This is a genomic window from Citrobacter sp. wls718, assembly GCF_005280945.1.
GTDB lineage: Bacteria > Pseudomonadota > Gammaproteobacteria > Enterobacterales > Enterobacteriaceae > Citrobacter > Citrobacter gillenii.
Genome location: NZ_SZWV01000052.1, coordinates 57,004 through 83,792, shown reverse-complemented (window position 1 = coordinate 83,792; position 26,789 = coordinate 57,004). Strand labels below are relative to the sequence as shown.

The following is a 26,789-nucleotide window of genomic DNA, read 5'->3' as shown; positions in this document are numbered from 1 at the left end:
GCTCGGATGGCGGCAGCCAGGGCTCCAGCGGCAACGGCCAGACAATTAACGTCTGTTCCCGCGCTTGCGGGCAGTCTGGCGCCACGCGTTTTTCTGACGCATCTAACCAGACGGGAAAACGAATACCGTTAACCCCTTCCTGCTCGGGTAATAACAGCGTAGGCGGCTGGCTACCGTCCAGTAGCCAGGTGGCTAAACGGCGACGACAGTTACCGTCCCCGTTGGGCAAAAATTGCCCACCCGGCCAGCACACCACGCCCCGGCTGACCGACTCTGGTCGCGGGTCTTCAGGCTGGTTTGTTCCACGAGCCAGCAGCATGTTGTTAACCTGATTCAGCAAAGGCACGGCGCTGGCAAAACCAAATTGCCCCACCACCGGCGTACCGTCGGGCCTGCCGGTCCAGATGCCAATCACGTAACGTGAGTTAACACCAATCGCCCACGCATCGCGATAGCCGTAGCTGGTGCCCGTTTTCCACGCCAGCGGTACCACACGACTCAGGGCGTTATCCGGCAGGGGCTGCGCGTCGTCCGCCATAATCCGCCGGATAATCCACGCCGCACCAGCGGACATCAGCGGGCGTTCCAGCAGCGGGTCTTCCGGCTGCAGACGGAGCTTTCCTGCTTTTCCCTGACGGGCAAAGGCGCTGTACGCCGCGACCATATCCTCAAGCCTGGCTCCCGCGCCCCCGAGGATCAGTGACAGATTTGGCGCAGCCCCTGCCGGTAAATACAACGGTAACCCCACGTTACGCAGCCTGGCGGCAAAACGTTTCGGGCCGTAGGCTTCCAGTACCTGGACTGCCGGCAGATTCAGCGAGCGCACCAGCGCCTCGCTCATGCTTACCGGGCCATGAAAACCGCTGTCAAAATTCCCCGGACGATAATCCCCGGTACGCCGCGGTACATCCTGCAATAATGAGGCCGGGTGAACCAGTCCGTCCTCCAACGCGAGTCCATAGACAAAGGGCTTCAGCACCGATCCCGGTGAGCGGATCGCGCTCACCATATCCACATGCCCAAAGCGGGTGTCGTCATTCATATCCACCGAGCCCACCCAGCCACGTACGCGCATATCGGTATGGTCGACCACAATCATCGCCAGCGAACTGCGCGCCGGAAGCCGCCCCTTCCAGTTTTGCGCCATCTCCTCCAGTTGACGTTGCAGCCCGGCGTCCAGCGTGGTGACAATTTTGTTGCTGCTGCTTTTGTTCAGCATCATGCGTGAGAATAACGGCGCCAATTGCGGCATCTGCCTCGGTGCCAGCCAGACCGGTTCTTCGCGTGATTCCTGCGCCTGTTTTGCCGACCAGACGCCCTGCGTCGCCATGCGATCGAGCACTTTATTGCGCGCGGCTTGCGCCCGATCCGGCCAACGGTCCGGACGCAGACGGCTCGGCGCCTGCGGCAGTACAGCCAGCAATGCGGCATCGGAGTAGCTGAGTTGTGCCGGTGATTTACCCAGATACGCCCAGCTTGCGGCACCAACGCCTTGCAGCGTCCCACCAAACGGCGCGCGGTTAAGATACAGCGTCAGGATATCGCGTTTGGAGAGATGCCATTCCAATTGGAATGCACGCCATAGCTGGCGAAACTTACCGCCAAAAGTGCGCGGATGTGGGTCGAGCAGCCTCGCCACCTGCATGGTGAGCGTACTGCCTCCGGAGACCACGCGCCCGGAGGTGAGATCCTGCCAGGCGGCGCGAAGCACAGAAAACGGATTGACGCCGGGATGTTTCCAGAACCAGCGATCTTCGTAGTTAATGAGCGCCTCAAGATAACGGGGCGAGACCTCTTCAAGCGTGACCGGATAACGCCAGATACCGTCCGCGTCGGCAAAGCGCCACAGCGGCGTCCCGTCCTGAGCCACCACTACTCGCGCAGGATTAACCTCATGCAGTGGCAACGGCCAGATTTTATCCGCCGTCCACACCGCTGCCCCTGTCAGCAACGCAGCGGCTACCAGCCAGCCGCTGCGTTTAACCCACCGATGCATCATTTACGGTCTGACAATCATCGGGCCCTCAGCCGTGCCGGTGGCACGCCACTGCGGAACATACATCGATTCAACCTGGGGTACAGGTACCTGATACGTCCCCGGTGTGACCGCGCGCGCCAGATACACCAGCGTGACCGGTTGCCCTTCGTTGACTGCCACCGCCGCGACAAAGCGATCGTCGCGGAATTCAACGTGCTGGATATCCGCTTGCTGCATTTGATTAAGCAAATTCGCCACTTCGCTGCCGCTATCCTGCAGGCTGGCGCTACCGTTGGCCAGATTCTGGTTTTCCAGTTCCAGACCAGCAGGCAGAAGATCGACCACCAGCGCATCCGGAACATTCTGGCTGGCTCTAACCGTCAACCAGACCAGCACCAGCTCGCCGCTGCGCAGAGACGAGAGCGATTTACTCTGCCCATCGGTGCCCAGCACCTGACGTTCAATGAACAGTACATTGCTGGCAGGCTGCGGTGAGCTTTGCGGATAGCCGCTGACGTCCAGACGCAGCCACAGCGGCAGATTACCCGTGTTGGTCACCGCCAGCGTCGCTAACTGTTCCGCATCCAGATTTCGGGTTTGCGATTTATCACCCGCCAGCGGTTGTTCAGAGAGAGAGGTCTGCGCCTGCCACGTGCCCGGCAGATCCTGCAGCGTACGGGCAGCAAGGAACAGCGCATTATTCTCCTGCGTGGAGAGCCAGCGCTGACCGAAAGCCTGCTCCGACAGCGTATTCAGCAAAGTATTTTGCACGTCGGGTTTCAGTTTATTCTCTTCCAGCAAGGCCAGCATCAGCGCGTTGTCGCGTAGCTGACTGCCGTAATCCGCCATCCACTGCTGCGTATCTCGGCGCGGCGTATTGAGTGCCAACGTCAGCGCCTGTTCACTGCGATTCGCATCGCCCATGTTTTTCAGCGCAATGCCCAATTGCAGCAGCGGCAGGCCAGAGGCGGCCTGAGCTCGACGTTCCCAGATCTCACGCAGAGCGCCCAGCGGCGCTTTCTGCTGACGGGCCAGTACCAGCGCGGCATAGGCCTGTACGGCAAACCGGCTGGCTGCGGTGTCGTCGGTGTAGCGAATCGACATCATGCCCGGATCCTGTAAATAACGCAGCAGACGCGCATTGCCCCGGTTGATCACCTCGCTCGGGACGCTGTAGCCCTGTTCATTTGCCCGGACGAGGAAGTCCATGACATAGGCACTCAGCCAGTACTCTTCCGGCCCGTTCTTATCCCACAGCGCAAATCCCCCATCGTCACGCTGCATTTGCAGTAACCGGGAAATACCTATTTCAACCGCCGTGCGGCGTTTTTCATCGCTATCACCCGCTATACCCAACGCCTTCAACTGTGCGGCGTTGGTATACAACGATGGGAATAATCCGCTGGCAGTCTGCTCCAGGCAGCCGTAAGGATAGGCTTTCAATTCGCGAACATAGCGCGCCAGATTCAGCGGCGGCTTGCCGCTGAACAGCAGTTGCCCCTGCACCGTTGCCGGGGAGAAGTTGGTCAGTTCCCCGTCCGGTAACTGCCAGGTTTCACCGGCTTGCAGCGCCACGCCGCTATTGAGAGTTTGCGCCGGGAACGCCGGACGCACGCCAATCTTCCACTGTTTATGTTGAACGGGGAGCGTTTCACCTGGCAGCGTCAAACCACTAATAACGGCCTGAATCTCACCATCGCCGAATCCCTCCAGTGCCCGTACCGGAATAAACAACGTGGTACGCACGCCAGGTGCCAGATCCACCGGGGCAGGGTTTTGGCCCATCAGTGACACTAAGCCGCTGGCGGTAAGCTGAATATTCAGCGTCTGCGGCCTATCTGTCAGATTGGTGACGTCCAGCGTCAGGCGCGAGGTATCACCGCCGGCCATAAAGCGTGGCATATTCAGTTCCGCGATCACCGGTGCAGCGACGATCACTTTACTCTCGCTGCTGCCAAAGTCATCTGCGGTCCAGGCCTGCGCCATCACCCGCAGTTCACCGTTAAAATCGCCAATCGGCAACGTCACCGTGCCCTCACCTTTCTCGTTGAGCGTGACCGGCAGCGCCTGTTGCGCCACGATATTGACGTGATTAACCGGCGGTTTGCCGCCGCGTTTTAGCTCATCACCATCGCCACCGAAACGCAGTGCCGCCAAACGCCCTTGCCCTTCGATTACCTGGCCGTAAATATCATAAATATCCGCACCATAGCGTTTCTGGCCGAAAAATGCCTGCCACGGATCCGGGGTAGCGTAATCGGTGATATTCAACACCCCGCTGTCTACAGCGGAGACCAGGACGTTAACCTGTTTAGGCACGTCACCATTTTTGACGCTGGCCTTAACGTTAACGGTCAACGGTTGATTCGGGCGCATTTTAGCCGGATTTTCCAGCGTCAAATCCAGGCGACGATTTTCATCGCCCAGCGGCAAATGCAGTAACCCGACCGCGCGTTTTGGCGTAGCCGAGCGGGATTTGTCGCCAGGGCGGATCACCAACGCGCTAAGATAGAGGTCATGGCGGTTCCAGGTTTTGTCGACCGGAATAGAGAGATCCAGACCATTTGCAGGGACATCGATCTCTTGCCACCACAGCGGGCCTTCGCTGGATTCCACCATTGCATAGCCTTTACCGGCAGCAGGCGCGGCAATGTGCAACTTCATGGTGTCGCCAGGACGATAATTGGGTTTATCCAGCTTCAGAGTGACACGATCCGGGCGCACCGCCCCGCTGCCGTCGCTGTTATCCTGCCAGCTGTATCCGGCCCAGAAGCGCACGCTGCTCACCGTATCGTTGGGTGCTTTCACTTCCAGACGGTAAGCGCCCCACTCCACCGGGAAGCTGATCTTACCGGTTTCATCAGCGGTAAGATCCAGTGTTTGCTCGCCTTCGACCAGATCCTTTTGATCGAACTGCGACTGCCAGCCCTCTCCTTCAGACCAGTTCCAATAGTAATCCCGACGTTCGCGGATCAACCGCACCTGCAAGCCGGAAACCGCTTTTTTCTCGCCTTTTGCATCGGCATAAACAATATCAAACGCGGCGTTGCTGTCTTCATCAACGATCGGCTGATTCACCGTGGTATCGGTGCGGTAATCATAAACGGCTTTGGCTGCGAATTGCGGGCGAATACCCGGCAGGGTATCTGCAGGCCAGATAGCCTGTTCTACCCGACGGGTCACCGGACGGCCACCCGACTCCAGCAGGCTGGCCTGCAAAATGACCTGTAACGGCGAGTGAGCTTCCTGCCACTGACTGCTGGTTGTGACTTCGCCACGACCGTTTTCATCCAGCGTCAGCTGAACTTCATCCAGACTGCGGGAGAGATTCTCTTCAGCAATATTGCCAAACTGGAATCCCGGCAATGCAGACACCGCTTCACGCTGTGGTCGCAGGAATAGCTGACCTTGCAGGGCATTACCATTCGCAGGCGCACCGTACAGGTAGTAACCCACCACCGAAAACTTCACATCGTCAGCCGGTGCAATCGGCATTTTATTGGCAGTGAGGTTGAGCGCCATCCGCTCGGGCATAAAATCTTCGACGTGGAAATCCCACATCCGTGAGCGGTTATCGCCGGTGTTGGCGCGAATATGCCACATACCGGTTGGCGCACTGCTGTCCAGCGGCCAGGTCAGACGGTACAGACCGTTTTCGGGCTGGCTGACCACCGTGCGTAATACCTGCCCGTCGGGCTTAACGACTTCCAGCTTCACCGGCTGATCGGGCAACGTTTTGCCATCGCTGTCGCGCAGTAATCCGTTGAGGATCACCGTTTCACCGGGACGATAGAGATCGCGTGGACCGAACATAAAGAACTGTTTGCTGTATCCCGGTGCCCCCGCGATATCAAATTCAGCCAGATCCAGCGCCGGTAATTTCAGGTCCAGCAGCGTGGTTTGCCCGTCTTTACGCGCCAGCAATATGGCGGCGTCTTTATCCGTCTCGAGCTTCACGTGTCCCTGCGCATCGCTGGTCGCCTGCGCCAGCGTCTGCCCTTTCTCATTGAGCAAGGTAACATCTATACCCTGCTGCGCAGCGCCGTTTTCCAGGCTCTGGGTAAAGACATCCAGCTGATTGTGGTAACGGTGTGCGGATACGCCAATATCGCTGAGCGTAAATAGCGTGGCAGCATTGCTGTAATTGTATTGCCCGGCCTGGTTCATCACCGCAACGTACACCCCCGCCTGCTGCAACGGCTTGATTTCGCCCAGCGGCAGCAGCAGTTTCTCACGGGTATTGCGTGCCGGATTAAGGTCAAAGCGCCCGGTATAAACCAGCTCTGCCATTTTCAGCAGGTTGTCGGATTCCCAGTTAGACAATGAGTTGCGGTATTCCCACTGGCTGATAAACGCACCAAGCGACTCCGGCTTCACGCGAAAGAAGTTCACATCCACGCTGTTGACGTTCAGCGCCATCACCGGCAGACCTTCGATCACTTTGCCTGGCAACAGCGAGCCACGACTGGCAAATCCGACGCTCGGCTGGACATCGCGCGTGGTGATGTTTTTTTCATATTCAGTGCCAAACGTCGCCTTATCCAGCGCCAGTAAATCGCGCTCAATAGTCACCACCAGTTCGCGGTTGGGCTCCAGATGACGTAAGCGTAGCTCTTTCAGGTTGGGCGCCAATTCCCAGGCCCCGTCCACTTTGCCGCTTTTTTTATCGACAACGTGCAGTACGCGAGAAAAATCTTGCTCAGGATCGAGGGGGATGGAGAACGTCAGCACCAGCGTCGCCGCGCCGTCTAACTGGACTTCGGAGGCATCCAGTAGCGTCAACGGTTTACCCTGATTTTGCTGTGTCAGCTTGTGTAATTGCGCTGGATCTTTTACCGACGAGGTCTGTGGGGCAGGCGTATCATTTTTCGCGTCCGTCGACGGCTTATCATTATTATCGCACCCCGCCAGCGCAAGCATCAGCATACAAGCCGCTACGCGTAAATGTTTCATTTTTCATCCCTGGCCTGAGCGGCCCGTTAGCTACGTAGAACCCCTATTATGCGTGAGATTTCAGGATGTGGAAGTCTGTAACCAATCAACGTTATCTGAATTTTCGTGAATAATGTCGATCCACCCTGACAAATCAGCCTCTTTTACTTGTCCCTTGACGGTAAACAGCCGACAATTTGTCGAAACCTGGTAAAAATGGAGATGCCTATGACCACCGCCTTCTTTGTCGCTGCCGACTGGCTTGTCGAACACATTGACGATCCGGAAATACAGATTCTTGATGCCCGGATGGCGCCTCCAGGGCAGGAAGATCGTGATGTTGGCGAGGAGTATCGCGCTGGCCATATCCCTGGCGCGGTCTTTTTTGATATCGAAGCGCTCTCCGACCATACCTCAGCATTACCGCATATGATGCCACGCCCGGAGGCGTTCGCCGTAGCCATGCGCGAACTGGGCGTACATCAGGATAAACACCTGGTCATTTACGATGACGGCAATTTGTTTTCTGCCCCGCGCGCCTGGTGGATGCTGCGCACGTTTGGCGTGGAAAATGTCTCCATTCTGGCGGGCGGTTTCGCAAGCTGGCAGCGTGATGAATTCCCGCTGCAGGCAGGGAACGTTGATTTGTCAGAAGGCGAGTTTGACGCTACGTTTACGCCGGAAGCCGTGGTGCGAGTGACCGATGTCCTGCTGGCCAGCCATGAAAAAACAGCACAGATTGTTGATGCGCGTCCGGCTGCGCGTTTCAATGCGGAAGTTGATGAGCCACGTCCTGGCCTGAGGCGTGGTCATGTTCCCGGTGCGCTAAACGTACCGTGGACTGAACTGGTTCGCGACGGCGAGTTAAAAACCACCGAGGAACTGGACGCTATCTTCTTTAGCCACGGCGTGAGCTTTGACAGACCGATTATCGCCAGTTGCGGCTCCGGCGTAACCGCCGCCGTGGTGGTACTGGCGCTTACCACGCTGGGTGTCCCTAACGTGGCCCTGTATGACGGGGCATGGAGCGAATGGGGTGCACGCAATGATTTACCGGTAGAACCGATATTATAAAGCTGGAAATGCCGGATGGCGCGTCGCGCATCCGGCCTACAAAATAGTGTAAATCGTAGGCTGGATAAGACGTATGTGTGGCCATTCGGCAAGATCTTTTAGATGATCCGGTTCTGTTTAAAATCGCGCAGGAAACCGCCCCAGCGGCGCTCGTAGAACGGCGCGATGTGTTCGGTAATAAAGTGGCTGACCCCTTTCTCACCTTTCACCACCTGGCAGATATCAATCGGTTCATCACCCGGTAACGTATCGGTCGCTACGCTGCCCGTGGCATGAATAATCTCTTCAATATCGCCCTCGGCTTCAATGCCAATCAGCAGATTAGGCTGGGCATCCGGGCTATCTTTAATCGAGCAGATAAACGCCCGTTTTACCGGTTTAATGGTTTTAAACAGCGTCGTGAGCGAGTCGATCATCTGCGCCGGAGGTTCCGCGACCTCGGAGAGGATCAGCGACTCGCCGCCTTCCAGCACTTCCTGGGTACTCAACGGATTGCCTTCTTCACCGAGCAGCAGGCTGATTTCACGCGGCATAAATTCTTTGCCGGTCGGCAGTTTGGCGTTGAGAAACAGCGTCGCACCCAGCGTCATTTCAAACAGCGTGCGTACTGGCATCACAACAAACGCCTGTTCGTCTTCAACGGCCTGCTGCAGAGCTTCAAGGGAGGTGAAAAACGGGATCACGGTGGTGCCGTCTTCTTTTTCCCAGTGCTGCAGATCCAGTGCGCTGTCTTCAGCTATCGCCTCGCCTTCTGCAGCCGTACCCGGAACCCAGACGGTGGATTCTAGCAACGTGCGGAAAAAGGCCGGACGATGCGCAGGCTCCGTCGCTGCTTTTTCCAGCAACGTTTCTAATTCATTTTTTATTTCGGACATAAGATCACAAATTTTGTACATATGGGTTGTAGGCCTGATAAGACGCACTGCGTCGCATCAGGCAAAATGCCGGGTGGCGCTTCGCTTACCCGGCCTACAAAAACACCTTTCAGGCAGTCAGCAGATTCGCGATGGTGCGCACACCCAGACCGGTCGCGCCCGCGGACCACTGCTCAACCGGTGCCTTGCGATAGGTTGCAGAGCAGTCGATATGCAGCCAGCCTTGCTGATAGTTTTCCACGAAATGCGACAGGAAGCCCGCCGCGGTGCTTGCGCCCGCAGGATAGGCCGCGCTGCCGGTGTTGTTCAGCTCGGCAAAGTTGGACGGCAACTGGTTACGGTGGAATTCCGCCAACGGCAGGCGCCAGAACGCTTCATTCTCCTGCGCCGCGCTTGCCATCAGACGAGCTGCCAGCTGGTCATCAAAGCTAAACAGCGCATGGTAATCGTTACCCAGAGCTGTTTTCGCCGCACCGGTCAACGTCGCGGCATCGATGATCAATTCCGGTTTCTGCGCACTGGCGTCAATCAGGCCATCTGCCAGCACCAAACGGCCTTCGGCGTCGGTGTTCATCACTTCAACATTTTTGCCGTTGCGATAGCGAATGATATCGCCGAGCTTGAAGGCATTGCCGCTGATCAGGTTATCCGCACAGCACAGATACAGCTTCACACGTTTGTTCAGACCGCGAGTGATGGCAAACGCCAGAGCGCCCGTTACCGTGGCCGCGCCGCCCATATCGGACTTCATTGAGTCCATAAACGCGCTTTGCTTGATGCTGTAACCGCCGGAGTCAAAGGTGATCCCTTTGCCGACCAGGCAGGCGTAAACCGGAGCGGTTTTATCACCGGTTGGGTTATAGTCCAGCGCCAACAGTACCGGTGGACGTTCAGATCCACGACCTACCGTGTGCAGACCCATGTAATTCTGCTCGCGCAGATCTTCGCCTTTGGTGATGCGGTAAGAGACGTTATCGCACGCCACGCTGCACAGCAGATCAACCGCGCGCTGCGCCAGCTGTTCCGGGCCGAGTTCTTCCGCCGGGGCATTGATGGTGTCACGTACCCAGTCAATGATTTTCAGGCGGCTATCCAGTTCCTTCTGCTGCGCGTCGTCGAGCGGGGCCCACTCAACTTTACGGCTGCCTTTAGGTCCTTTGTAGCCCTGCCAGAATGCCCAGCTGCGCTCGGTGTCCCAGCCTTCGCCTTCCAGCTGAATATGTTTGATACCCAGACCGTCGATTTTCCGCGCGGCGCGCTGGATAAGGCCCAGATCGTCTTTTCCATTAAGGTGTAGGGTAATGCCGTCACTGTTAATGCTGTAAGTCGCTTTTTCACCCCAGCGCGCGTCAGCAGGCTGCGTGGAAAGCGTAATTTTCATGGCTTCTGTCATTTTATTTATCCTTATTTTCGCGCATACAGGAAAACGGGCCACCCGTGGGCAGCCCGTTGACTTATTCAGCTTCGTCCAGCCAGACCAGCAAAATGGCCTCAAGGATTTTTTCGTTCGATGCTTGCGGATCATCATCGAACTCTTCCAGGTCACAGATCCATTGATGCAGATCGGTGAAACGAACGGTCTTGGGATCGAGATCGGGGAACGCGTCGTACAGCGCCTCGCCGATTTCACGGCTGTCGGTCCACTTCAGTCCCATACTACCCTCTGTTAATGCTCACGCGCATGATTGATTGTGTAACGTGGGATTTCGACCACTAAATCGTCTTCGGTGACGCGAGCCTGGCAGCTTAAACGGCTCTCCGGCTCCAGTCCCCAGGCTTTGTCCAGCATGTCATCTTCTTCTTCCGTGCTTTCCGGCAGGGAATCGAAGCCTTCACGCACGATGCAGTGACAGGTGGTGCAGGCACAGGATTTTTCACAGGCGTGTTCAATCTCGATGCCGTTACGCAGGGCAACGTCGAGAATGGTCTCACCGGTCTCAGCTTCCAGAACTGCGCCATCGGGACAGAGATCCTGATGAGGCAAAATAACAATCTTTGGCATATTAAACCTCGTCCACGGAATGGCCTTTCAGCGCGCTACGGACGGACTTGTCCATGCGGCGAGCGGCGAATTCCTGGGTTTGTTTGTCTACGTTTTTAATGGCTTGTTCGATAGCGTCAACATCGTCACCCTGTGCAACCTCGCTCAAATGCGCGGCGGCGGCGTCGATGGCCTGACGTTCTGCGGCGCTTAACAGCGCGGCATCAGCGTTCAACGCACCGGATAAACTCTCCAGTACGCGTGCAGCTTCGACTTTCTGCTCTGCCAGCATGCGGGCTTTTACATCCTGCTCGGCAAAGCTCATCGAATCCTGGATCATGGAAGCGATTTCGTTGTCCGTCAGACCGTAGGACGGTTTGACCTGGATAGAGGATTCCACGCCGGTCGATTTCTCCATGGCCGTGACGCTCAGCAGTCCATCGGCATCAACCTGGAAGGTCACGCGAATATGCGCCCCACCCGCCGGTAGCGCCGGAATGCCGCGCAGTGCAAAACGCGCCAGAGAACGGCAATCCTGCACCAGTTCACGCTCGCCCTGCATCACATGAATCGACATCGCCGTTTGGCCATCTTTGAAGGTGGTGAAGTCCTGCGCGCGGGCCACCGGAATGGTGGTGTTACGCGGGATCACTTTCTCCACCAGACCGCCCATGGTTTCCAGCCCCAGGGACAGCGGGATGACGTCCAACAGCAGCATTTCACTGTCAGGCTTGTTGCCGACAAGAATGTCCGCCTGGATAGCCGCACCGATAGCCACCACTTTGTCCGGGTCGATAGAGGTCAGCGGCGTGCGACCAAAAAACTCACCCACGCGTTCACGCACCAGCGGTACGCGTGTTGAACCACCGACCATCACGACTTCCAGAACGTCCTGCGCCTCAACGCCGGCATCTTTCAGTGCACGACGGCAGGCCAGCAGCGTGCGCTTAACCAGGGCGGAAATCAGTTCGTTAAAGGTTTCGCGGGTAACTTCACCCTGCCACCCGGCCACGTTAACCGTGACGGATTCAGCATCGCTGAGTGCAATTTTGGCGGCAATCGCGGCATCGAGCAGCTCGCGCTGTACGCGGTTATCGCTGCGATCGGCCACACCCGCCTGCTCGCGAATATAATCAGCCAGCAGATGGTCGAAATCATCACCACCGAGCGCGGAATCGCCGCCCGTCGCCAGCACTTCAAACACACCACGGCTCAGGCGCAGAATAGAAATATCAAACGTGCCGCCGCCGAGGTCATAGACCGCAATCACGCCTTCCTGACCCGAATCCAGTCCATAGGCAATCGCGGCAGCGGTCGGTTCGTTCAGCAGACGCAGCACGTGCAGGCCCGCCAGACGCGCGGCGTCTTTGGTACCCTGACGCTGCGCGTCATCAAAATAGGCGGGAACAGTGATCACCACACCGTCCAGTTCACCTGACAGCGCTTCGGTCGCCCGTGCGGCCAGTGCTTTGAGAATATCGGCGGACACGCGTACCGGATTGAGCAAACCCGCTGCGGTTTCGATCATCGGCAGGCCGTTTTCGCTTGCCTGGAACGTATACGGCAGATGCGGATAACGCGCCTGGATATCCGCGAGCGAGCGCCCCATCATACGTTTTACCGAACTGACGGTGTTTGCAGTGTCCAGCGCCGCGTTGGCACGGGCATCGTAGCCGACAGCGTAGCCCTGCTGCTGATAGTGAACCACTGACGGCAACAGGTGGCGACCTTCGTGGTCAGCCAGCGTTTCGGCCTGGCCGCTGCGTACGGTCGCGACCAGAGAGTTGGTGGTGCCTAAGTCAATGCCTACCGCCAGACGACGCTGGTGCGGTGCGGCACTCAGACCAGGCTCACTAATTTGTAATAAGGCCATTTTCGCTTCCGAAATTAAAAATCGAGCAGTTTTTCTTCGAGTTGTTCTGCACTGCTTCGCAGTTTATCGAGAAAACGCAGTTTACGCACGGTCTCAGCCGCCACGTCCCACGCTTCGCTGTCCAGCTGTTCGACCATCAACTGATGGCGAACCTGGTACATCTCGTTGATGCGTTTCATCAACGCATCCAGACGTTCACTGTCTTTAGCCTGTTCAATCTCGTCCAGCTCTTCGCGCAGCTCGAGTTGCTCCATCAGGAACGCGGTATCGCGCACCGTGTGCTGCTCGTTTCTGATATCAAAGCCGTGTAAAGACAGTAAGTATTCAGCGCGCATCAAGGGATGACGCAGCGTTTGCCAGGCCTGGTTGATCGTGGCGGACTGCGAAACTGCAGCAAGTTGTTCCGCCTGGGAACCGCTGGCAAATTTATCAGGATGATACTGACGTTGTAGATCCTGAAAACGGAGGCTCAGCGCCTGAGTATCGAGCTGATAGCAGGCCGGTAAGCCAAAGAGGGTGAAGTAGTCCATAACATTCTCAGGGGTAGCCTGTTAGAACAAACCCCACACGTAGCAGCAAGGCCACGGTGGGGTTTTCGGGTGACGCACGTTACACGTGGAAGCTTTCGCCGCATCCACACTCGTCTTTCACGTTAGGGTTAGTGAACTTAAACCCTTCGTTCAGACCTTCTTTGACGAAGTCTAACTGCGTACCGTCCAGAAATTGCAGGCTTTTACCGTCGATCACGACTTTAACGCCTTTGTCTTCAAACACGGTATCTTCAGCCGCCGGCTCGTCAACAAATTCCAGTACATAGGCCATACCTGAGCAGCCGGAGGTTCTCACACCCAGGCGCAGGCCAAACCCTTTACCACGGTTTGCCAGGAAGGTATTTACTCGCGCTGCTGCACTGTCGCTTAAGGTAATCGACATAATAAAACCTCAACTCTTAATTATTTTGCTTCACGTTTGCTTTTGTAATCCGCAATCGCGGCTTTAATCGCGTCTTCAGCCAGAATAGAACAGTGAATTTTCACCGGTGGCAGTTCAAGCTCGTCTGCGATATCGGTGTTTTTAATCGCCTGTGCTTCGTCCAGCGATTTCCCTTTCACCCATTCGGTAACCAGGGAGCTGGAGGCAATGGCGGAACCGCAGCCATAAGTCTTAAAACGCGCGTCTTCAATGATACCTTCATTGTTGACTTTGATCTGCAACTTCATCACGTCGCCACAGGCCGGTGCACCCACCATACCGCTGCCCACGTTCTCGTCGCTGTTGTCAAAAGAACCCACGTTACGTGGATTCTCATAATGATCGATTACTTTTTCGCTGTAAGCCATGATGAATTCTCCTTATCGGTACCGATTAATGATGTGACCATTCGATGCTGTTGATGTCTACGCCCTGTTTGAACATGTCCCACAGCGGGGAAAGTTCACGCAGACGGCCGATAGACTTGCGAACCAGATCGATGGTGTAGTCAATCTCTTCTTCGGTAGTGAAACGACCTAAAGAGAAACGGATTGAGCTGTGTGCCAGCTCGTCAGTCATACCCAACGCGCGCAGCACGTAGGAAGGTTCCAGGCTTGCAGACGTACAGGCAGAACCGGAAGAAACGGCCAGATCTTTCAGCGCCATGATCAGCGACTCGCCTTCAACGTAGTTAAAGCTGACGTTAAGGATGTTCGGTGCGCCATGCTCAAGATCACCGTTCAGGTAGACCTCTTCCATGTCTTTCACGCCGTTCCACAGACGGTTACGCAGACTGCGCAGGCGCGCCATCTCGGTTTCCATCTCTTCTTTCGCGATACGGTAAGCTTCACCCATACCCACGATCTGGTGGACAGGCAGCGTACCAGAACGCATACCGCGCTCGTGACCACCGCCGTGCATCTGTGCTTCGATGCGGATACGCGGTTTACGACGAACATACAGTGCGCCGATACCTTTCGGACCGTAGATTTTGTGACCGGAGAAGGACATCAGGTCAACTTTCAGCTGGCTCAGGTCGATAGGCAGTTTGCCCACGCTCTGGGTCGCATCAACGTGATAGATGATGCCACGCGCACGGCACATTTCGCCGATAGCCGCGATATCCTGCACCACGCCAATTTCGTTGTTCACGTGCATAATAGAAACGAGGATGGTGTCATCACGCATCGCCGCTTCGAGTTCTTTCAGGTCAATAATGCCGTTACGCTGCGGGGCGAGGTAGGTGACTTCAAACCCTTCGCGCTCCAGCTGACGACAGGTGTCCAGCACGGCTTTGTGTTCCGTTTTGCTGGTGATGATGTGCTTGCCTTTTTTCTGATAAAAGTTGGCCGCACCTTTAATCGCCAGGTTGTCGGATTCGGTCGCGCCGGAAGTAAAGACGATTTCACGCGGATCGGCACCCACCAGGTCAGCAATCTGATTACGGGCGATATCTACCGCCTCTTCAGCATGCCAGCCAAAACGGTGAGAACGGGACGCTGGATTACCAAAGTTTCCGTCCAGGGTCAGACACTGCATCATTTTCTCGGCAACACGCGGGTCCACCGGCGTGGTTGCGGAGTAGTCGAGATAGATCGGTAATTTCATTGCTCTATAAACTCCGTACATCGCTTCAATGCAAGGAACCAGGCAACCGGCTGGATGTACGGCCGAGTTAACGGGGTGTCCAACACCCCGGCCTGATTCTAAAATACTTTTATTATGCGCGTAACTTAACGTCGATCGCGTCTTGCGTGCGGGTGCTGCGTGGAGCGTCATGCGTGTGCTGGCGACCAGACACATCCAGGACTTCCTGGTTATTCACCAGTTCACCCAACGTAATGTTGTTGAGAAAACCCGTCAGACGGTCGCTCAGATCGCGCCACAGCGCGTGGGTCAGGCACTTATCGCCGCCCTGACAACCACCTTTGCCCTGACAACGGGTGGCATCTACCGACTCGTCAACAGCGCTAATGACTTCACCTACTGCGATGCTGCTTGCATCTTTACCCAGCAGATACCCGCCGCCTGGTCCACGTACGCTTGAAACCAGACCGTTTTTACGCAAACGGGAGAACAGCTGCTCCAGGTACGACAGGGAAATGCCCTGACGTTCAGAAATATCAGCCAACGGTACCGGGCCCGTTTCGGAGTTGAGCGCAACGTCCAACATTGCGGTCACGGCATAACGCCCTTTTGATGTCAGTCTCATGTCTTACTTAGCCTCAAACTCGCCCCTGCCCGGGGTTTTTTATTGTAAAATGGGGGTATTGCATAGCAGGGGCAAGTCTGACATTCCCGACTAAATCAGTCAACTATTTACTTGACTAAATTAGTCAGGTATTTAACCTTCAGTGCCGTTTTCATTTGCGGATAGCACTTCGCTTATCCGGCCTACAAAATCGTGCAGCTATACGGCATCAAGACGCCTACTTTCCTTTATTCTGCTGCTCTATAGAAGCAAGCATTCCGCGCAGAATATTCAGCTCCTGGCTCTCAGGACGCGCACGCGTGAACAGACGACGCAGTTTGTTCATCACCTGCCCCGGATGGTTCTCGCGGATAAAGCCCGTCGACAGTAGCGTCTGTTCCAGATGACCGTAAAAACGCTCTAAATCATCGACCAGCGGATACTCGGTTTCTTCGTATTCTGCCGTCTTACCGCTTTCCTGCGTTGCCAGCCAGGCCATTCGCACTTCATAAGAAATGACCTGAACCGCCATCGCCAGGTTCAGCGAACTGTATTCCGGGTTCGCTGCTATCGCGACGTGATAATGGCATTTTTGCAGTTCGTCGTTGGTCAGCCCTACGCGTTCACGACCAAATACCAGCGCAACCGGGGTGTTCGCCGCTTCGGCGACGCTTTTTAAACCGCATTCGCGCGGGTCGAGCATCGGCCACGGCAAGGTACGGGAGCGCGCACTGGTTCCGACCACCAGACTACAGCCAGCCAGCGCTTCATCGAGGGTATCGACGATTTGCGCATTACCGATCACGTCGCTGGCACCGGCCGCCAGGGCGATGGCCTGGGAGTCAGGTTTGACCAGCGGATTCACCAGCCACAGATTGGTTAAACCCATGGTTTTCATTGCGCGGGCAACGGAGCCCATATTGCCGGTGTGAGAGGTCTCCACCAGCACAATTCGAATATTTTGCAGCATTGTCTTTCTTCGGCTAAAGATTATTCGGCCATATTATCATAAAACGAAGACATATACCGAACTCGCTGCTATACTCTGCGCCGTTTTCCCGTTCTTTAACATCCAGTGAGAGAGACCGATGCATCCGATGCTGACCATCGCCGTGCGCGCAGCGCGCAAGGCGGGTAATGTAATTGCCAAACACTACGAAACACCAGACTCTGTAGAAACCAGCCAGAAAGGCAGCAATGATTTCGTGACTAACGTCGATAAAGCCGCAGAAGCGATTATTATCGAAACAATCCGCAAATCTTACCCTCAGCACACCATCATCACCGAAGAAAGCGGTGAACATATTGGTGAAGATCTGGATGTTCAATGGGTTATCGATCCACTGGATGGCACCACCAACTTCGTAAAACGTCTGCCGCACTTCGCGGTATCCATCGCAGTACGCATTAAAGGCCGTACTGAAGTCGCCGTTGTTTACGATCCAATGCGTAACGAACTGTTCACCGCAACGCGCGGTCAGGGCGCACAACTGAACGGCTACCGTCTGCGTGGCAGCACCGCTCGCGATCTGGATGGCACCATCATCGCCACCGGGTTCCCGTTCAAAGCCAAACAGCACGCCCCTTCTTATATGAAGATCCTCGGCAAAATGTACACCGAATGCGCTGACTTCCGCCGCACCGGTTCTGCTGCGCTGGATCTGGCCTATGTTGCCGCCGCACGCGTTGATGGTTACTTCGAAATCGGCCTGAAGCCGTGGGATTTTGCCGCAGGTGAACTGATTGCACGTGAAGCAGGCGCACTGGTATGCGACTTCACCGGCGGTCATAACTACATGTCAACCGGCAACATCGTTGCAGGTAACCCGCGCGTAGTGAAAGCCATGCTGGCGAACATGCGTGACGAACTGAGCGACGCGCTGAAGCGTTAATCAGTTGTGGTGCCGGATGCGACGCTGACGCGTCTTGTCCGGCCTACATTTCATACTCATACCGCTTACTAACCTAAAACGGTCGTAATCCCCTTCCCACTGGCACCGCACTCACCCACATCACCACCGCAGCAACCACTAAAATCGCACCACCGGCCAGTGCCAGCGTGGTCCAGGCCATCTGTCGCCACAATACCGGCGCTTTATTGCCGCTGAGTTTCAGCGCCATCGTCCGAAAACTGTGTACCAGTAATGCCAGAGAAGTAATGGTCAGAGAGGTTCCCGCTGCCATCGCCAGCGCCGACGCCATGCCCCAGCCAAAGACGCCCACCACTTTACTAAACAGCAGCACCATTATGGCGCCAGAACAAGGGCGCATTCCCATCGAGAGAATGATCATCAGCCGGGCGCGCCAGTCATCGCCGCTTTGCAGCTGTTCCGGGTTGGGCACATGCTGATGCCCGCAACCACAGCGTTCATCATGCACATGATGCGGTGTGAAAGCGGTAAATGTCGGGCGACGCAGCAGCGCGCGTATTTTTTTTAACGCCCGCCAACACAGTAAAACCCCCAACACGCCGACCAGCGCATAGCTGGCTTTCTCCAGCCAGAAACTGCTCATATGCAGTTGCCGGGCGGGCAGTTGCAGTACCGTGAGCACCACAACGACCAGACCGATCGCCACCAGCCCCTGTAATAAGGACGAGGCCAGCGTCAGCCCGATGCTCGACCTCAGCTTCGAGGGATGCGTCGCCAGCCAGGTGGTAATGACGATTTTCCCGTGCCCCGGACCCAGCGCGTGCAATACCCCATAAATAAAGCTAAACAGCAGCAGCGATCCGCCCGCACGGGTGGGATTGGCGGCCACCGCTTTCAGCAAGCCGCTCATCTGCTGGTTAACGTCCCGTTGCCAGAGAATACTTTGCACCATCACCTGCGGCCAGGCCTGCCAGATCCACAGCACGCCACCGATCGCCAGCAGTAAAAAGAGCGCCAGTGGCCATAGCATGAGCCAGCGGCGTCTGGCTACGCGTTGTTGATAAACTACTGACATTGTAGCGTTACCGTCTGCGCAAATTGTTTACCCAACTCCATATCCTCCGGCGGCGCGTCTTCTTTATCCAGTGACTGCGCAAAGCTCAGCGTTTGTTCATTAGGCGTCGGGGTATGCACGCTAATCCGGCATTGCTTGCTGAAGCCCGGCGCCAGCGTGGCATCGCGGTCCTGGTCGTAACTCATATCCACGTAGTAGGTGGGATCAAACGTGGAAATACTATAAGTCTGTCCGGCAAGCGGCTGTGGTTGGGCCAACGGCAGTACAAACGTCAGCACCGCCTGATGTTCCTCGCGCTCCATGCCATATTCCGTCGGGCGATTTTTAAATTTTACCTTTTGCCCGTTGTGCCACACTTCGGTGAAATAGTGCTGTCCGAGGACATTGGCCATCACTTCCGCAGCCAGTTTTTTCCAGATCTCATCCCCCGGTTTGGCATTGCCCGCATCGTACAGCAGGTCAGCGGAGGTGATTTCATCCATCGTCCAGCGCATTTTCAACGCCACAAACTGGTTATTTTCACTCACCATTTCGGTTTTCAGATGAATAAAACTGTGAGGATGCGCGCCCGCGCCAAAAGACAGGACGACCAGAAACAACGTGACAATGATGCGTTTAACACGCGGCATGATTTCTCCACAATAAATCCAGCCCGCCATCAAAAGGACGTCGTTGGCGAGAATACGCTGAGGATAGCATTGAACGATAAAATATTGGGCCCCTTTTCCGGTATCGATTCAGTTCTCAATTTCGAGAATTTGTTCATCATTGGCAACGAAAATAAAGAGGATTTACCGTATCCCCTTAATGCAAATGATAACAAAATGTTAATATTTGGTTTCATTTTAATTGTTTGATAACAATAAATTTGACTTCACACACGCGAAAGCCTTCACATTTAACTAAAAATTAACTCAAATAGATCCTGTATTTTACAAAAATGGGCATAGATCACATTCACGGAATTTATGATTCATTCCCTCTTCCCTTCGTTGTTAACCTCACGCCGTGACATGCCCTGCCCCCTACTAAAGGTACAACTATGAAATTCAAACTCGCATTACTTAGTGCAACCCTGGTTTCTGCATGCATGTTGTCCGGTACGTCCTTTGCGGCGGAAAAATATGAAATTGCTGTGGTTGCCAAAGTCACTGGTATTCCCTGGTTTAACCGTATGGAAACCGGCGTTAACGAAGCAGCAAAAAAACTGGATGTGAACGCTTACCAGACCGGTCCGTCTACGCCAGACCCGGCTCAGCAAGTGAAAGTGATTGAAGATCTGATCGCCAAAAACGTGAATGCGATAATCGTAGTGCCAAACGATGCCAAGGTCCTTGAGCCGGTACTGAAAAAAGCGCGCGAGAAAGGCATTGTGGTCCTGACGCACGAATCCCCGGACGAGCAAATCGGCCAGTGGGATATCGAAACCATCGACAGTGAAAAATATGCGCAGGCCAACGTTGATGAGCTGGCGAAAAGTATGGGCGGCAAAGGGGGTTATGCAATCTATGTCGGTTCGCTGACCGTGCCGTTGCATAACGCATGGGCCGACTATGCGATTAAGTATCAGAAAGAAAAATACCCGGAGATGTTCGAAGTGACCTCGCGTCTGCCGGTAGCGGAAAGTATTGATAAGTCCTATTCCACGACGCTGGATCTGATGAAAACCTATCCACAAATGAAAGGGATTATCGGCTTCGGTTCACTGGGTCCGATTGGGGCAGGCCAGGCCGTACAGAAAAAACGCGCCAAGGATAAAATTGCCGTCGTCGGTATCGCCATGCCAGCCCAGGCCGCACCTTACCTGATGCGTGGAGATATCAAAAAAGCACTGTTGTGGGACCCGAAAGATGCGGGCTACGCACTGGTGACGGTTGCTGACCAACTGCTGCAAGGCAAAGAGGTCAATACCGATCTGAGTATCGATGGTTTAGGGAAAGCCGATATCGACATGGAGAAGAAAGTGATCCGTTTTAACAAGATCCTCGAAGTCACCAAAGACAACGCGCAATCACTCGGTTTCTAAGGCTTTAGCCAACACCAGGGAACCTTAACGCCGACCGCCTGGTCGGCGCTATCCACCACACTCACACTCAGCGTCCGTCAGGACGCTCGCAGGGGTATTGTCCATGGCAGACACCACCGCATTTATCACTCTTGAGAATATCAGCAAACAATTCCCGGGCGTGCTGGCGCTGGATAACGTGAATCTGACGCTGAAAAAAGGCGAAGTTCACTGTCTGGCGGGCCAAAACGGCTGTGGCAAGAGCACCATCATTAAAGTGATCTCAGGGGTCTATCACCCTGAAAAAGGCGCGCAGATTTTACTTGATGGCAAGCTGTTCCATCACCTGACGCCACAGCTTTCTTCTCACTATGGCATCCAGGTCATCTATCAGGATCTGTCGCTATTCCCCAATTTTAGCGTCGCGGAAAATATTGCGGTTAACCGCTACCTGCCCGGCGGTGATATATGGGTACGTCGCGGCGCCATGAAACAACAAGCGCTGGCAGCCATAAAGCGCATTGGCGTAACCCTCGATCCGGACAAAAAGGTCGAGAAACTCTCCATCGCCGACCGCCAACTGGTGGCGATTTGCCGGGCGATTGCCGCCGACGCACGGCTGGTCATCATGGATGAACCCACCGCCTCGTTAACCCGTCAGGAAGTCAACGGCCTGCTGCGGGTGGTTAACGAACTGAAAGCCGCCGGCATTTGCGTGGTATTTGTCAGCCATCGTCTTGATGAAGTGATGGAGGTGGCTGACCGGATCAGCGTGATGCGCGACGGGAAACTGGTCGGCACGTATCCTGCCAGCGAACTGGACAGCCACGAACTGGCCTTCCTGATGACCGGGCAACGCTTCCATTACAGCCCGCTGCCGGAGAAGTCATTCGACTCCCACGAACCGTTGCTGGAACTGCGCAACCTGAGCCGTCGCGGAAAATACCAGAATATTAATTTGTCACTGCACGGTGGTGAGATTGTCTCGATTGTCGGCCTGCTGGGCGCCGGGCGCACCGAGCTGTGTCTGAGCCTGTTTGGCATGACCCACCCAGAGAGCGGTGAAATGCGCATTAACGGTCAGCCGGTCCGGTTGCGTAATAACCACGATGCCATTCAGCACGGGATCGGTTACGTCTCAGAAGATCGCCTGACGCAGGGACTGATCATGGAGCAGTCGATCTACGACAACACTATCGTCACGGTCTTCGATCAACTGCACACCCGCAGCGGCCTGCTCGACCATGCTAAAGCACAGAAGCTGGTCGCTGATCTTATCCGCGAGCTGAACATCAAAGTGTCCGATCCGCACCTGCCGGTCAAAACGCTATCCGGCGGCAACGCCCAGCGTATCGCCATTGCCAAATGGGTGGCGACCCATCCGCGCATCCTGATCCTCGATTCCCCCACCGTTGGCGTCGACATTGCCAACAAAGAAGGCATTTACCAGATTGCCCGCGATCTGGCCGAGCAGGGAATGGCGGTGCTGATGATCTGCGATGAGATCCCGGAAGCCTATTACAACAGCCACCGCGTGCTGGTGATGCGTCGCGGCAAACTGGTGGCGGAATTTAATCCTCATCAGTGTCGTGAAGAGGAGATTGCTGAAGTGGTCGAGGTCATCAATGAATAGTCTGCATTTCTCCCGTTTGCTCGGGCAACATGAATTCTGGCTGGGCCTGCTGGTGGTGGCACTCGCCGTAGGACTAAGCGTTAGTACCGATGAGTTCCTGTCGCTGGGGAACCTTACGGACGTCGCCACCAGCTACGCCATTCTCGGCATTCTGGCCTGCGGCCTGTTTGTGGTGCTGATTTCCGGTGGAATCGATATTTCATTCCCGGCGATGACCGCCATTGCCCAGTACGCGATGGCCAGTTGGGTGATCGGCCACGGCGGCAACTTTGCGCTGGCGCTGGTTATTGCCATTGCCGTCGGACTGCTGCTCGGGCTTATTAACGGCTTTCTGGTCTACTGGCTGCGCGTACCGGCGATCATCATTACCATCGCCACGCTGAACGTCTACTACGGCCTGCTGGTGTACGCCACTAAAGGTACCTGGCTGTATGGCTTCCCGGACTGGTTCATGAACGGCATCAACTGGTTCTCGTTCACCGCAGCGGACGGCTACGACTACGGACTGACCCAGCCCCTGCTGTGTCTGGCGGCGGTGATTATTGTGACTGCCGTACTGATGAACTATACCCGCCTCGGCCGCCAGGTTTACGCCATGGGCGGCAACCGCGACGCGGCGTCGCGCCTGGGTCTGAATTTGCTGAAGCTGCATTTCTACGTGTACGGCTACATGGGGATTCTGGCAGGCGTTGCCGCCGTGGTGCAGGCGCAAATCACCCAATCCGTCGCGCCCAACTCCCTGCTCGGTTTTGAGTTGACGGTACTGGCGGCGGTCGTGCTCGGGGGAACCAGCATGAGCGGTGGACGCGGTACCCTGACCGGAACGCTGCTCGGCGTTGTCCTGCTGGCCTTCTTACAAAACGGCCTGACGCTGCTGAGCGTCTCCTCTTACTGGCACACCGTGTTCAGCGGCGCCATTATCCTGGTCAGCATTAGCGCCACGGCCTGGAACGAAAAACGTAAACTGGCAAGGGAGCTTTGAGATGAAAACAATCGCCAGATTTTTACCCGGTGATGCCATCATTCGTCTGCAATGCATCATTATTGTGGTCGTCGCGCTGGTCTTCTCGGCCCTGCTTGGCAGCCGTTTTTTCAGCGTGGCTAACTTCCAGTCCATCAGCTCACAGCTACCGATCCTCGGCATGCTGGCGCTGGGAATGGGCATGACCATGCTGACCGGCGGCATTAACCTGTCCATTATTGCCGGAGCTAACGCCTGCTCGCTGGTAATGGCGGCAATCATTGTCGCCCATCCGGATAACCCTCTGTTCCTGGTCATCGCCCTGCTGGCGGGAGCTGCCGTGGCGGTAGCCATTGGTACGCTGAATGGCGCGCTGATCGCCTGGGTCGGCGTGTCGCCGATCCTCGCCACGCTCGGCACCATGACGCTTATCTCCGGGCTGAATATTCTGCTCTCTAACGGCACGGTCATTTCCGGCTTCCCGACCGCTATTCAATACCTGGGTAACGGCACGATTGCCGGTATCCCCGTGGCGCTACTGCTCTTTTTCCTCGTGGCCATCCTGCTGTGGGTATTGCTGGAACACACCACACTTGGGCGCAGCCTGTATCTCGTCGGGTCCAACGAACAGGCAACCCGCTACAGCGGCGTGAATACGGTACGGGTACAGATCTCCGTGTACGTCATTTCGGCCCTGCTCGGCTGGGTAGCCGCCATCCTGATGATGGCGAAATTTAACTCGGCAAAAGCCGGATACGGCGAATCCTATCTGCTGGTCACCATCCTCGCCTCGGTGCTGGGTGGCATCAACCCGGATGGCGGCTTCGGGCGTATTATCGGCCTGGTGCTGGCGCTCATTGTGCTGCAAATGCTGGAAAGCGGCCTTAACTTGCTGGGGGTCAGTAGCTATCTGACGATGGCGCTGTGGGGCGCGGTGCTGATCCTCTTTATCGCATTACAGAATCGTAAAGCCTGATTCCAGGAGAAAAAATTATGGCAAGTTACTTTATTGGTGTGGATGTCGGAACCGGTAGCGCCCGTGCAGGCGTGTTTGATCTCAACGGTAGAATGGTCGGTCAGGCCAGCCGGGCGATTGAGATTTACCGTCCGCAGGCCGATTTCGTTGAGCAATCCTCAGATAACATCTGGCAGGCAGTGTGTAACGCGGTTCGTGATGCGATTAACCAGTCAGATATCAACCCGATTCAGGTGAAAGGTCTGGGCTTCGACGCCACCTGCTCGCTGGTGGTGCTCGATAAAGAAGGTAAACCGCTGACCATCAGCCCTTCCGGGCGCAGCGAACAAAACATTATTGTGTGGATGGATCACCGTGCCATTACTCAAGCCGAGCGCATTAACGCCCTGCATCATCGAGTGCTGGACTACGTCGGCGGGATTATCTCACCGGAAATGCAAACGCCAAAACTGCTGTGGCTGAAGCAGCATATGCCCAACACCTGGGCCAATGCGGGCTACTACTTTGACCTGCCGGATTTCCTCACCTGGCGCGCGACCGGCGACGACACGCGCTCGCTGTGCTCGACGGTGTGTAAATGGACCTATATGGGTCATGAGGACAAATGGGATGCCAGCTATTTCCGCCAGATTGGGCTGGAAGACTTGTTGGAGCACGATGCCGCTAAAATTGGCCGCGACGTGAAAACGATGGGGGAACCGCTCGGTCATGGCCTTTCTGCACGGGCCGCCAGCGAAATGGGTCTGATCCCAGGGACCGCGGTCAGCGTGTCGATTATTGATGCCCACGCCGGAACGCTGGGCACCCTCGGCGCCAGCGGTGTGACCGGCGAAGTAGCTGATTTTGACCGCCGCGTCGCGCTGATTGGCGGCACGTCCACCGGTCATATGGCAATTTCTAAAGAGCCGCGCTTTATCAGCGGCGTCTGGGGTCCTTACTACTCCGCCGTCCTGCCGCAATACTGGCTCAACGAAAGCGGACAGTCGGCCACCGGCGCGTTAATCGACCACGTTATTCAGTCACACCCGTGCTACGACACGTTGCTGGCGCAGGCAAAATCACAGGGACAGACCATTTACGAAGTGCTGAATGCGCTGCTGCGTAAAATGGCCGGCGAACCGGAAGATATCGCGTTTCTGACCCGCGATATGCACATTCTGCCCTATTTCCACGGTAACCGTTCCCCGCGCGCCAACCCTACGCTCACCGGTGCAATTACCGGCTTGAAGCTGTCCCGGACGCCGGAAGATATGGCGCTGCAGTATCTGGCGACCATTCAGGCCATTGCGCTGGGGACGCGGCATATTATCGAAACGATGAACCAAAGCGGGTATACCATCGATACCATTATGGCCAGCGGCGGCGGCACGAAAAACCCAATTTTCGTGCAGGAACATGCCAACGCCACCGGCTGTGCGATGCTGCTACCGGAAGAAAGTGAAGCCATGCTGCTGGGCAGCGCCATGATGGGAACCCTCGCCGCAGGTGTGTTCGATACCTTCCCGGAAGCGATGTCAGCGATGAGCCGCATTGGTAAAACGGTCACCCCGCAAACCAACCGTATTAAGCAGTACTACGATCGCAAATACCGGGTTTTCCACGAGATGTACCAGGACCATATGAAATACCGCCAGTTGATGCAGGAGGACGCATGAGTGATTCATGGTCCCAGGCGACCGGCGTATGGCAGCTCTACAGTGAGGCTCTGGCGGGATTGGGCCAGCATCTGACAGAGCAGACCTGGCAGTCTTTAATGACCGAACTGCGCGACTGCACAGGAAAAATTGTCGTCACTGGCGTCGGTACGTCCGGCATTGCCGCACGTAAAGTGGCGCATATGCTGGCCTGCGTCGAACGCCCGGCAATTTACCTCAATGCCACCGACGCCGCTCATGGCGACCTGGGTTTTTTACGCGCAGACGATCGGGTGATTATGCTGTCGCGCGGAGGGAATTCAGATGAGCTTACCCGACTGCTGCCGGGACTGGCTGCGAGGAACGTGCCGATCATTAGCGTGACGGAAAACCCAAACTCCGCCATCGCCAGCGCCTCCCGGCTGGTGATTTCCACCGGCGTACAGCGCGAGGCCGATCCGCTGGACATGCTGGCGACCACCTCCATTATTCTGGTCCTGGCGATATTTGATGCCGCCTGCGCCTGTCTGATGAGCGAGAGTGGCTACTCTAAAGAAACGCTGTTAGCCGTGCATCCTGGCGGCGATGTGGGATTAACGCTGAGCCGTGGGCAGTAACGCCAGACAGCTGTTCCGGAGGTAATGGATCTGTTGCCTCCGGTGTATTGCTACGTTCACCTTATGTTTTTCACTTATCTGAAATGATAGTACCCGTGAACGTGACCCTGAGCCGGAATCACATGTTCTCCATAATGCTTA

General features: G+C 55.8%; 23 protein-coding genes. 8 read left to right on the top strand and 15 right to left on the bottom strand.

Going from position 1 to position 26,789, the window contains the following annotated elements; translation table 11 throughout:
- Nucleotides 1-1,996, bottom strand: a 1,996-nt coding sequence (gene pbpC, locus FDW95_RS10290) for a peptidoglycan glycosyltransferase PbpC (protein WP_249359026.1), incomplete at its 3' end; no start/stop codon positions are given.
- Nucleotides 1,997-1,999: 3 nt separating this feature from the next.
- Nucleotides 2,000-6,931, bottom strand: a complete 4,932-nt coding sequence (locus FDW95_RS10285) for an alpha-2-macroglobulin (RefSeq protein WP_115257783.1) — start codon at nucleotides 6,929-6,931, stop codon at nucleotides 2,000-2,002.
- 207 nt (nucleotides 6,932-7,138) lie between these two features.
- Between FDW95_RS10285 and sseA the strand changes: the two genes are divergently transcribed.
- Complete coding sequence (gene sseA / locus FDW95_RS10280) at nucleotides 7,139-7,984, top strand: 3-mercaptopyruvate sulfurtransferase (protein WP_096756169.1); 846 nt, start codon at nucleotides 7,139-7,141, stop codon at nucleotides 7,982-7,984.
- Nucleotides 7,985-8,082: 98 nt separating this feature from the next.
- Here the strand turns inward: sseA and sseB are convergent, their stop codons facing one another.
- The 11 genes from sseB to trmJ form a co-directional block, all read right to left on the bottom strand.
- Entirely contained in the window at nucleotides 8,083-8,859 is a 777-nt protein-coding gene (gene sseB / locus FDW95_RS10275; protein ID WP_115259912.1) for an enhanced serine sensitivity protein SseB, read from the bottom strand.
- 109 nt (nucleotides 8,860-8,968) lie between these two features.
- Complete coding sequence (gene pepB, locus FDW95_RS10270; protein ID WP_115257782.1) at nucleotides 8,969-10,252, bottom strand: aminopeptidase PepB; 1,284 nt, start codon at nucleotides 10,250-10,252, stop codon at nucleotides 8,969-8,971.
- Nucleotides 10,253-10,313: 61 nt separating this feature from the next.
- A complete protein-coding gene (iscX, locus tag FDW95_RS10265) occupies nucleotides 10,314-10,514 on the bottom strand; it encodes a Fe-S cluster assembly protein IscX (protein WP_003037694.1) in 201 nt (66 codons plus the stop codon).
- 11 nt (nucleotides 10,515-10,525) lie between these two features.
- Nucleotides 10,526-10,861 (bottom strand): ISC system 2Fe-2S type ferredoxin, encoded by a 336-nt coding sequence (fdx, locus tag FDW95_RS10260; protein WP_003037690.1) that lies wholly within the window; start codon nucleotides 10,859-10,861, stop codon nucleotides 10,526-10,528.
- A gap of 1 nt (nucleotide 10,862) precedes the next feature.
- Nucleotides 10,863-12,713, bottom strand: coding sequence for a Fe-S protein assembly chaperone HscA (hscA, locus tag FDW95_RS10255; protein ID WP_096756167.1), 1,851 nt, complete (start codon nucleotides 12,711-12,713; stop codon nucleotides 10,863-10,865).
- A gap of 14 nt (nucleotides 12,714-12,727) precedes the next feature.
- Entirely contained in the window at nucleotides 12,728-13,243 is a 516-nt protein-coding gene (hscB, locus tag FDW95_RS10250) for a co-chaperone HscB (RefSeq protein ID WP_115257781.1), read from the bottom strand.
- 79 nt (nucleotides 13,244-13,322) lie between these two features.
- The gene (gene iscA / locus FDW95_RS10245; RefSeq protein ID WP_003835203.1) at nucleotides 13,323-13,646 is read right to left on the bottom strand and encodes an iron-sulfur cluster assembly protein IscA; all 324 of its coding nucleotides are present in this window, start codon (nucleotides 13,644-13,646) and stop codon (nucleotides 13,323-13,325) included.
- 20 nt (nucleotides 13,647-13,666) lie between these two features.
- Nucleotides 13,667-14,053, bottom strand: a complete 387-nt coding sequence (gene iscU / locus FDW95_RS10240; protein WP_002913991.1) for a Fe-S cluster assembly scaffold IscU — start codon at nucleotides 14,051-14,053, stop codon at nucleotides 13,667-13,669.
- Nucleotides 14,054-14,078: 25 nt separating this feature from the next.
- Nucleotides 14,079-15,293 carry a cysteine desulfurase gene (gene iscS, locus FDW95_RS10235; RefSeq protein WP_096756165.1) on the bottom strand — a complete coding sequence of 405 codons (1,215 nt, stop codon included), beginning with the start codon at nucleotides 15,291-15,293 and terminating at the stop codon, nucleotides 14,079-14,081.
- 112 nt (nucleotides 15,294-15,405) lie between these two features.
- Nucleotides 15,406-15,897: a Fe-S cluster assembly transcriptional regulator IscR gene (iscR, locus tag FDW95_RS10230; protein ID WP_115257780.1), complete on the bottom strand. Its 492-nt coding sequence runs from the start codon at nucleotides 15,895-15,897 to the stop codon at nucleotides 15,406-15,408.
- 217 nt (nucleotides 15,898-16,114) lie between these two features.
- A complete protein-coding gene (trmJ, locus tag FDW95_RS10225; RefSeq protein WP_115257779.1) occupies nucleotides 16,115-16,846 on the bottom strand; it encodes a tRNA (cytosine(32)/uridine(32)-2'-O)-methyltransferase TrmJ in 732 nt (243 codons plus the stop codon).
- A 118-nt stretch (nucleotides 16,847-16,964) separates the two neighbouring features.
- Between trmJ and suhB the strand changes: the two genes are divergently transcribed.
- Nucleotides 16,965-17,768 (top strand): inositol-1-monophosphatase, encoded by an 804-nt coding sequence (gene suhB / locus FDW95_RS10220; RefSeq protein ID WP_096756163.1) that lies wholly within the window; start codon nucleotides 16,965-16,967, stop codon nucleotides 17,766-17,768.
- A 73-nt stretch (nucleotides 17,769-17,841) separates the two neighbouring features.
- Here the strand turns inward: suhB and FDW95_RS10215 are convergent, their stop codons facing one another.
- Nucleotides 17,842-18,822 (bottom strand): nickel/cobalt transporter, encoded by a 981-nt coding sequence (locus FDW95_RS10215; protein ID WP_115257778.1) that lies wholly within the window; start codon nucleotides 18,820-18,822, stop codon nucleotides 17,842-17,844.
- Nucleotides 18,813-19,451: a DUF1007 family protein gene (locus FDW95_RS10210; RefSeq protein ID WP_115257777.1), complete on the bottom strand. Its 639-nt coding sequence runs from the start codon at nucleotides 19,449-19,451 to the stop codon at nucleotides 18,813-18,815. The genes FDW95_RS10215 and FDW95_RS10210 overlap by 10 nt, the downstream gene beginning before the upstream one ends.
- A 413-nt stretch (nucleotides 19,452-19,864) precedes the next feature.
- Here FDW95_RS10210 and FDW95_RS10205 point away from each other — a divergent pair, with 413 nt between their 5' ends.
- The 6 genes from FDW95_RS10205 (at nucleotide 19,865) to FDW95_RS10180 (ending at nucleotide 26,648) form a co-directional block, all read left to right on the top strand.
- Complete coding sequence (locus FDW95_RS10205; protein ID WP_096756160.1) at nucleotides 19,865-20,848, top strand: autoinducer 2 ABC transporter substrate-binding protein; 984 nt, start codon at nucleotides 19,865-19,867, stop codon at nucleotides 20,846-20,848.
- A 103-nt stretch (nucleotides 20,849-20,951) separates the two neighbouring features.
- Nucleotides 20,952-22,460, top strand: coding sequence for a sugar ABC transporter ATP-binding protein (locus tag FDW95_RS10200; RefSeq protein ID WP_115257776.1), 1,509 nt, complete (start codon nucleotides 20,952-20,954; stop codon nucleotides 22,458-22,460).
- Nucleotides 22,453-23,442 (top strand): ABC transporter permease, encoded by a 990-nt coding sequence (locus FDW95_RS10195; protein ID WP_115257775.1) that lies wholly within the window; start codon nucleotides 22,453-22,455, stop codon nucleotides 23,440-23,442. Before FDW95_RS10200 ends, FDW95_RS10195 begins: the two co-directional genes overlap by 8 nt.
- 1 nt (nucleotide 23,443) lies before the next feature.
- Nucleotides 23,444-24,397, top strand: coding sequence for an ABC transporter permease (locus tag FDW95_RS10190; protein ID WP_096756157.1), 954 nt, complete (start codon nucleotides 23,444-23,446; stop codon nucleotides 24,395-24,397).
- Nucleotides 24,398-24,414: 17 nt separating this feature from the next.
- A complete protein-coding gene (locus FDW95_RS10185) occupies nucleotides 24,415-26,052 on the top strand; it encodes an FGGY-family carbohydrate kinase (RefSeq protein WP_137363491.1) in 1,638 nt (545 codons plus the stop codon).
- Nucleotides 26,049-26,648: an SIS domain-containing protein gene (locus FDW95_RS10180; protein ID WP_115257774.1), complete on the top strand. Its 600-nt coding sequence runs from the start codon at nucleotides 26,049-26,051 to the stop codon at nucleotides 26,646-26,648. Before FDW95_RS10185 ends, FDW95_RS10180 begins: the two co-directional genes overlap by 4 nt.
- The last annotated feature ends 141 nt before the right edge of the window (nucleotides 26,649-26,789 follow it).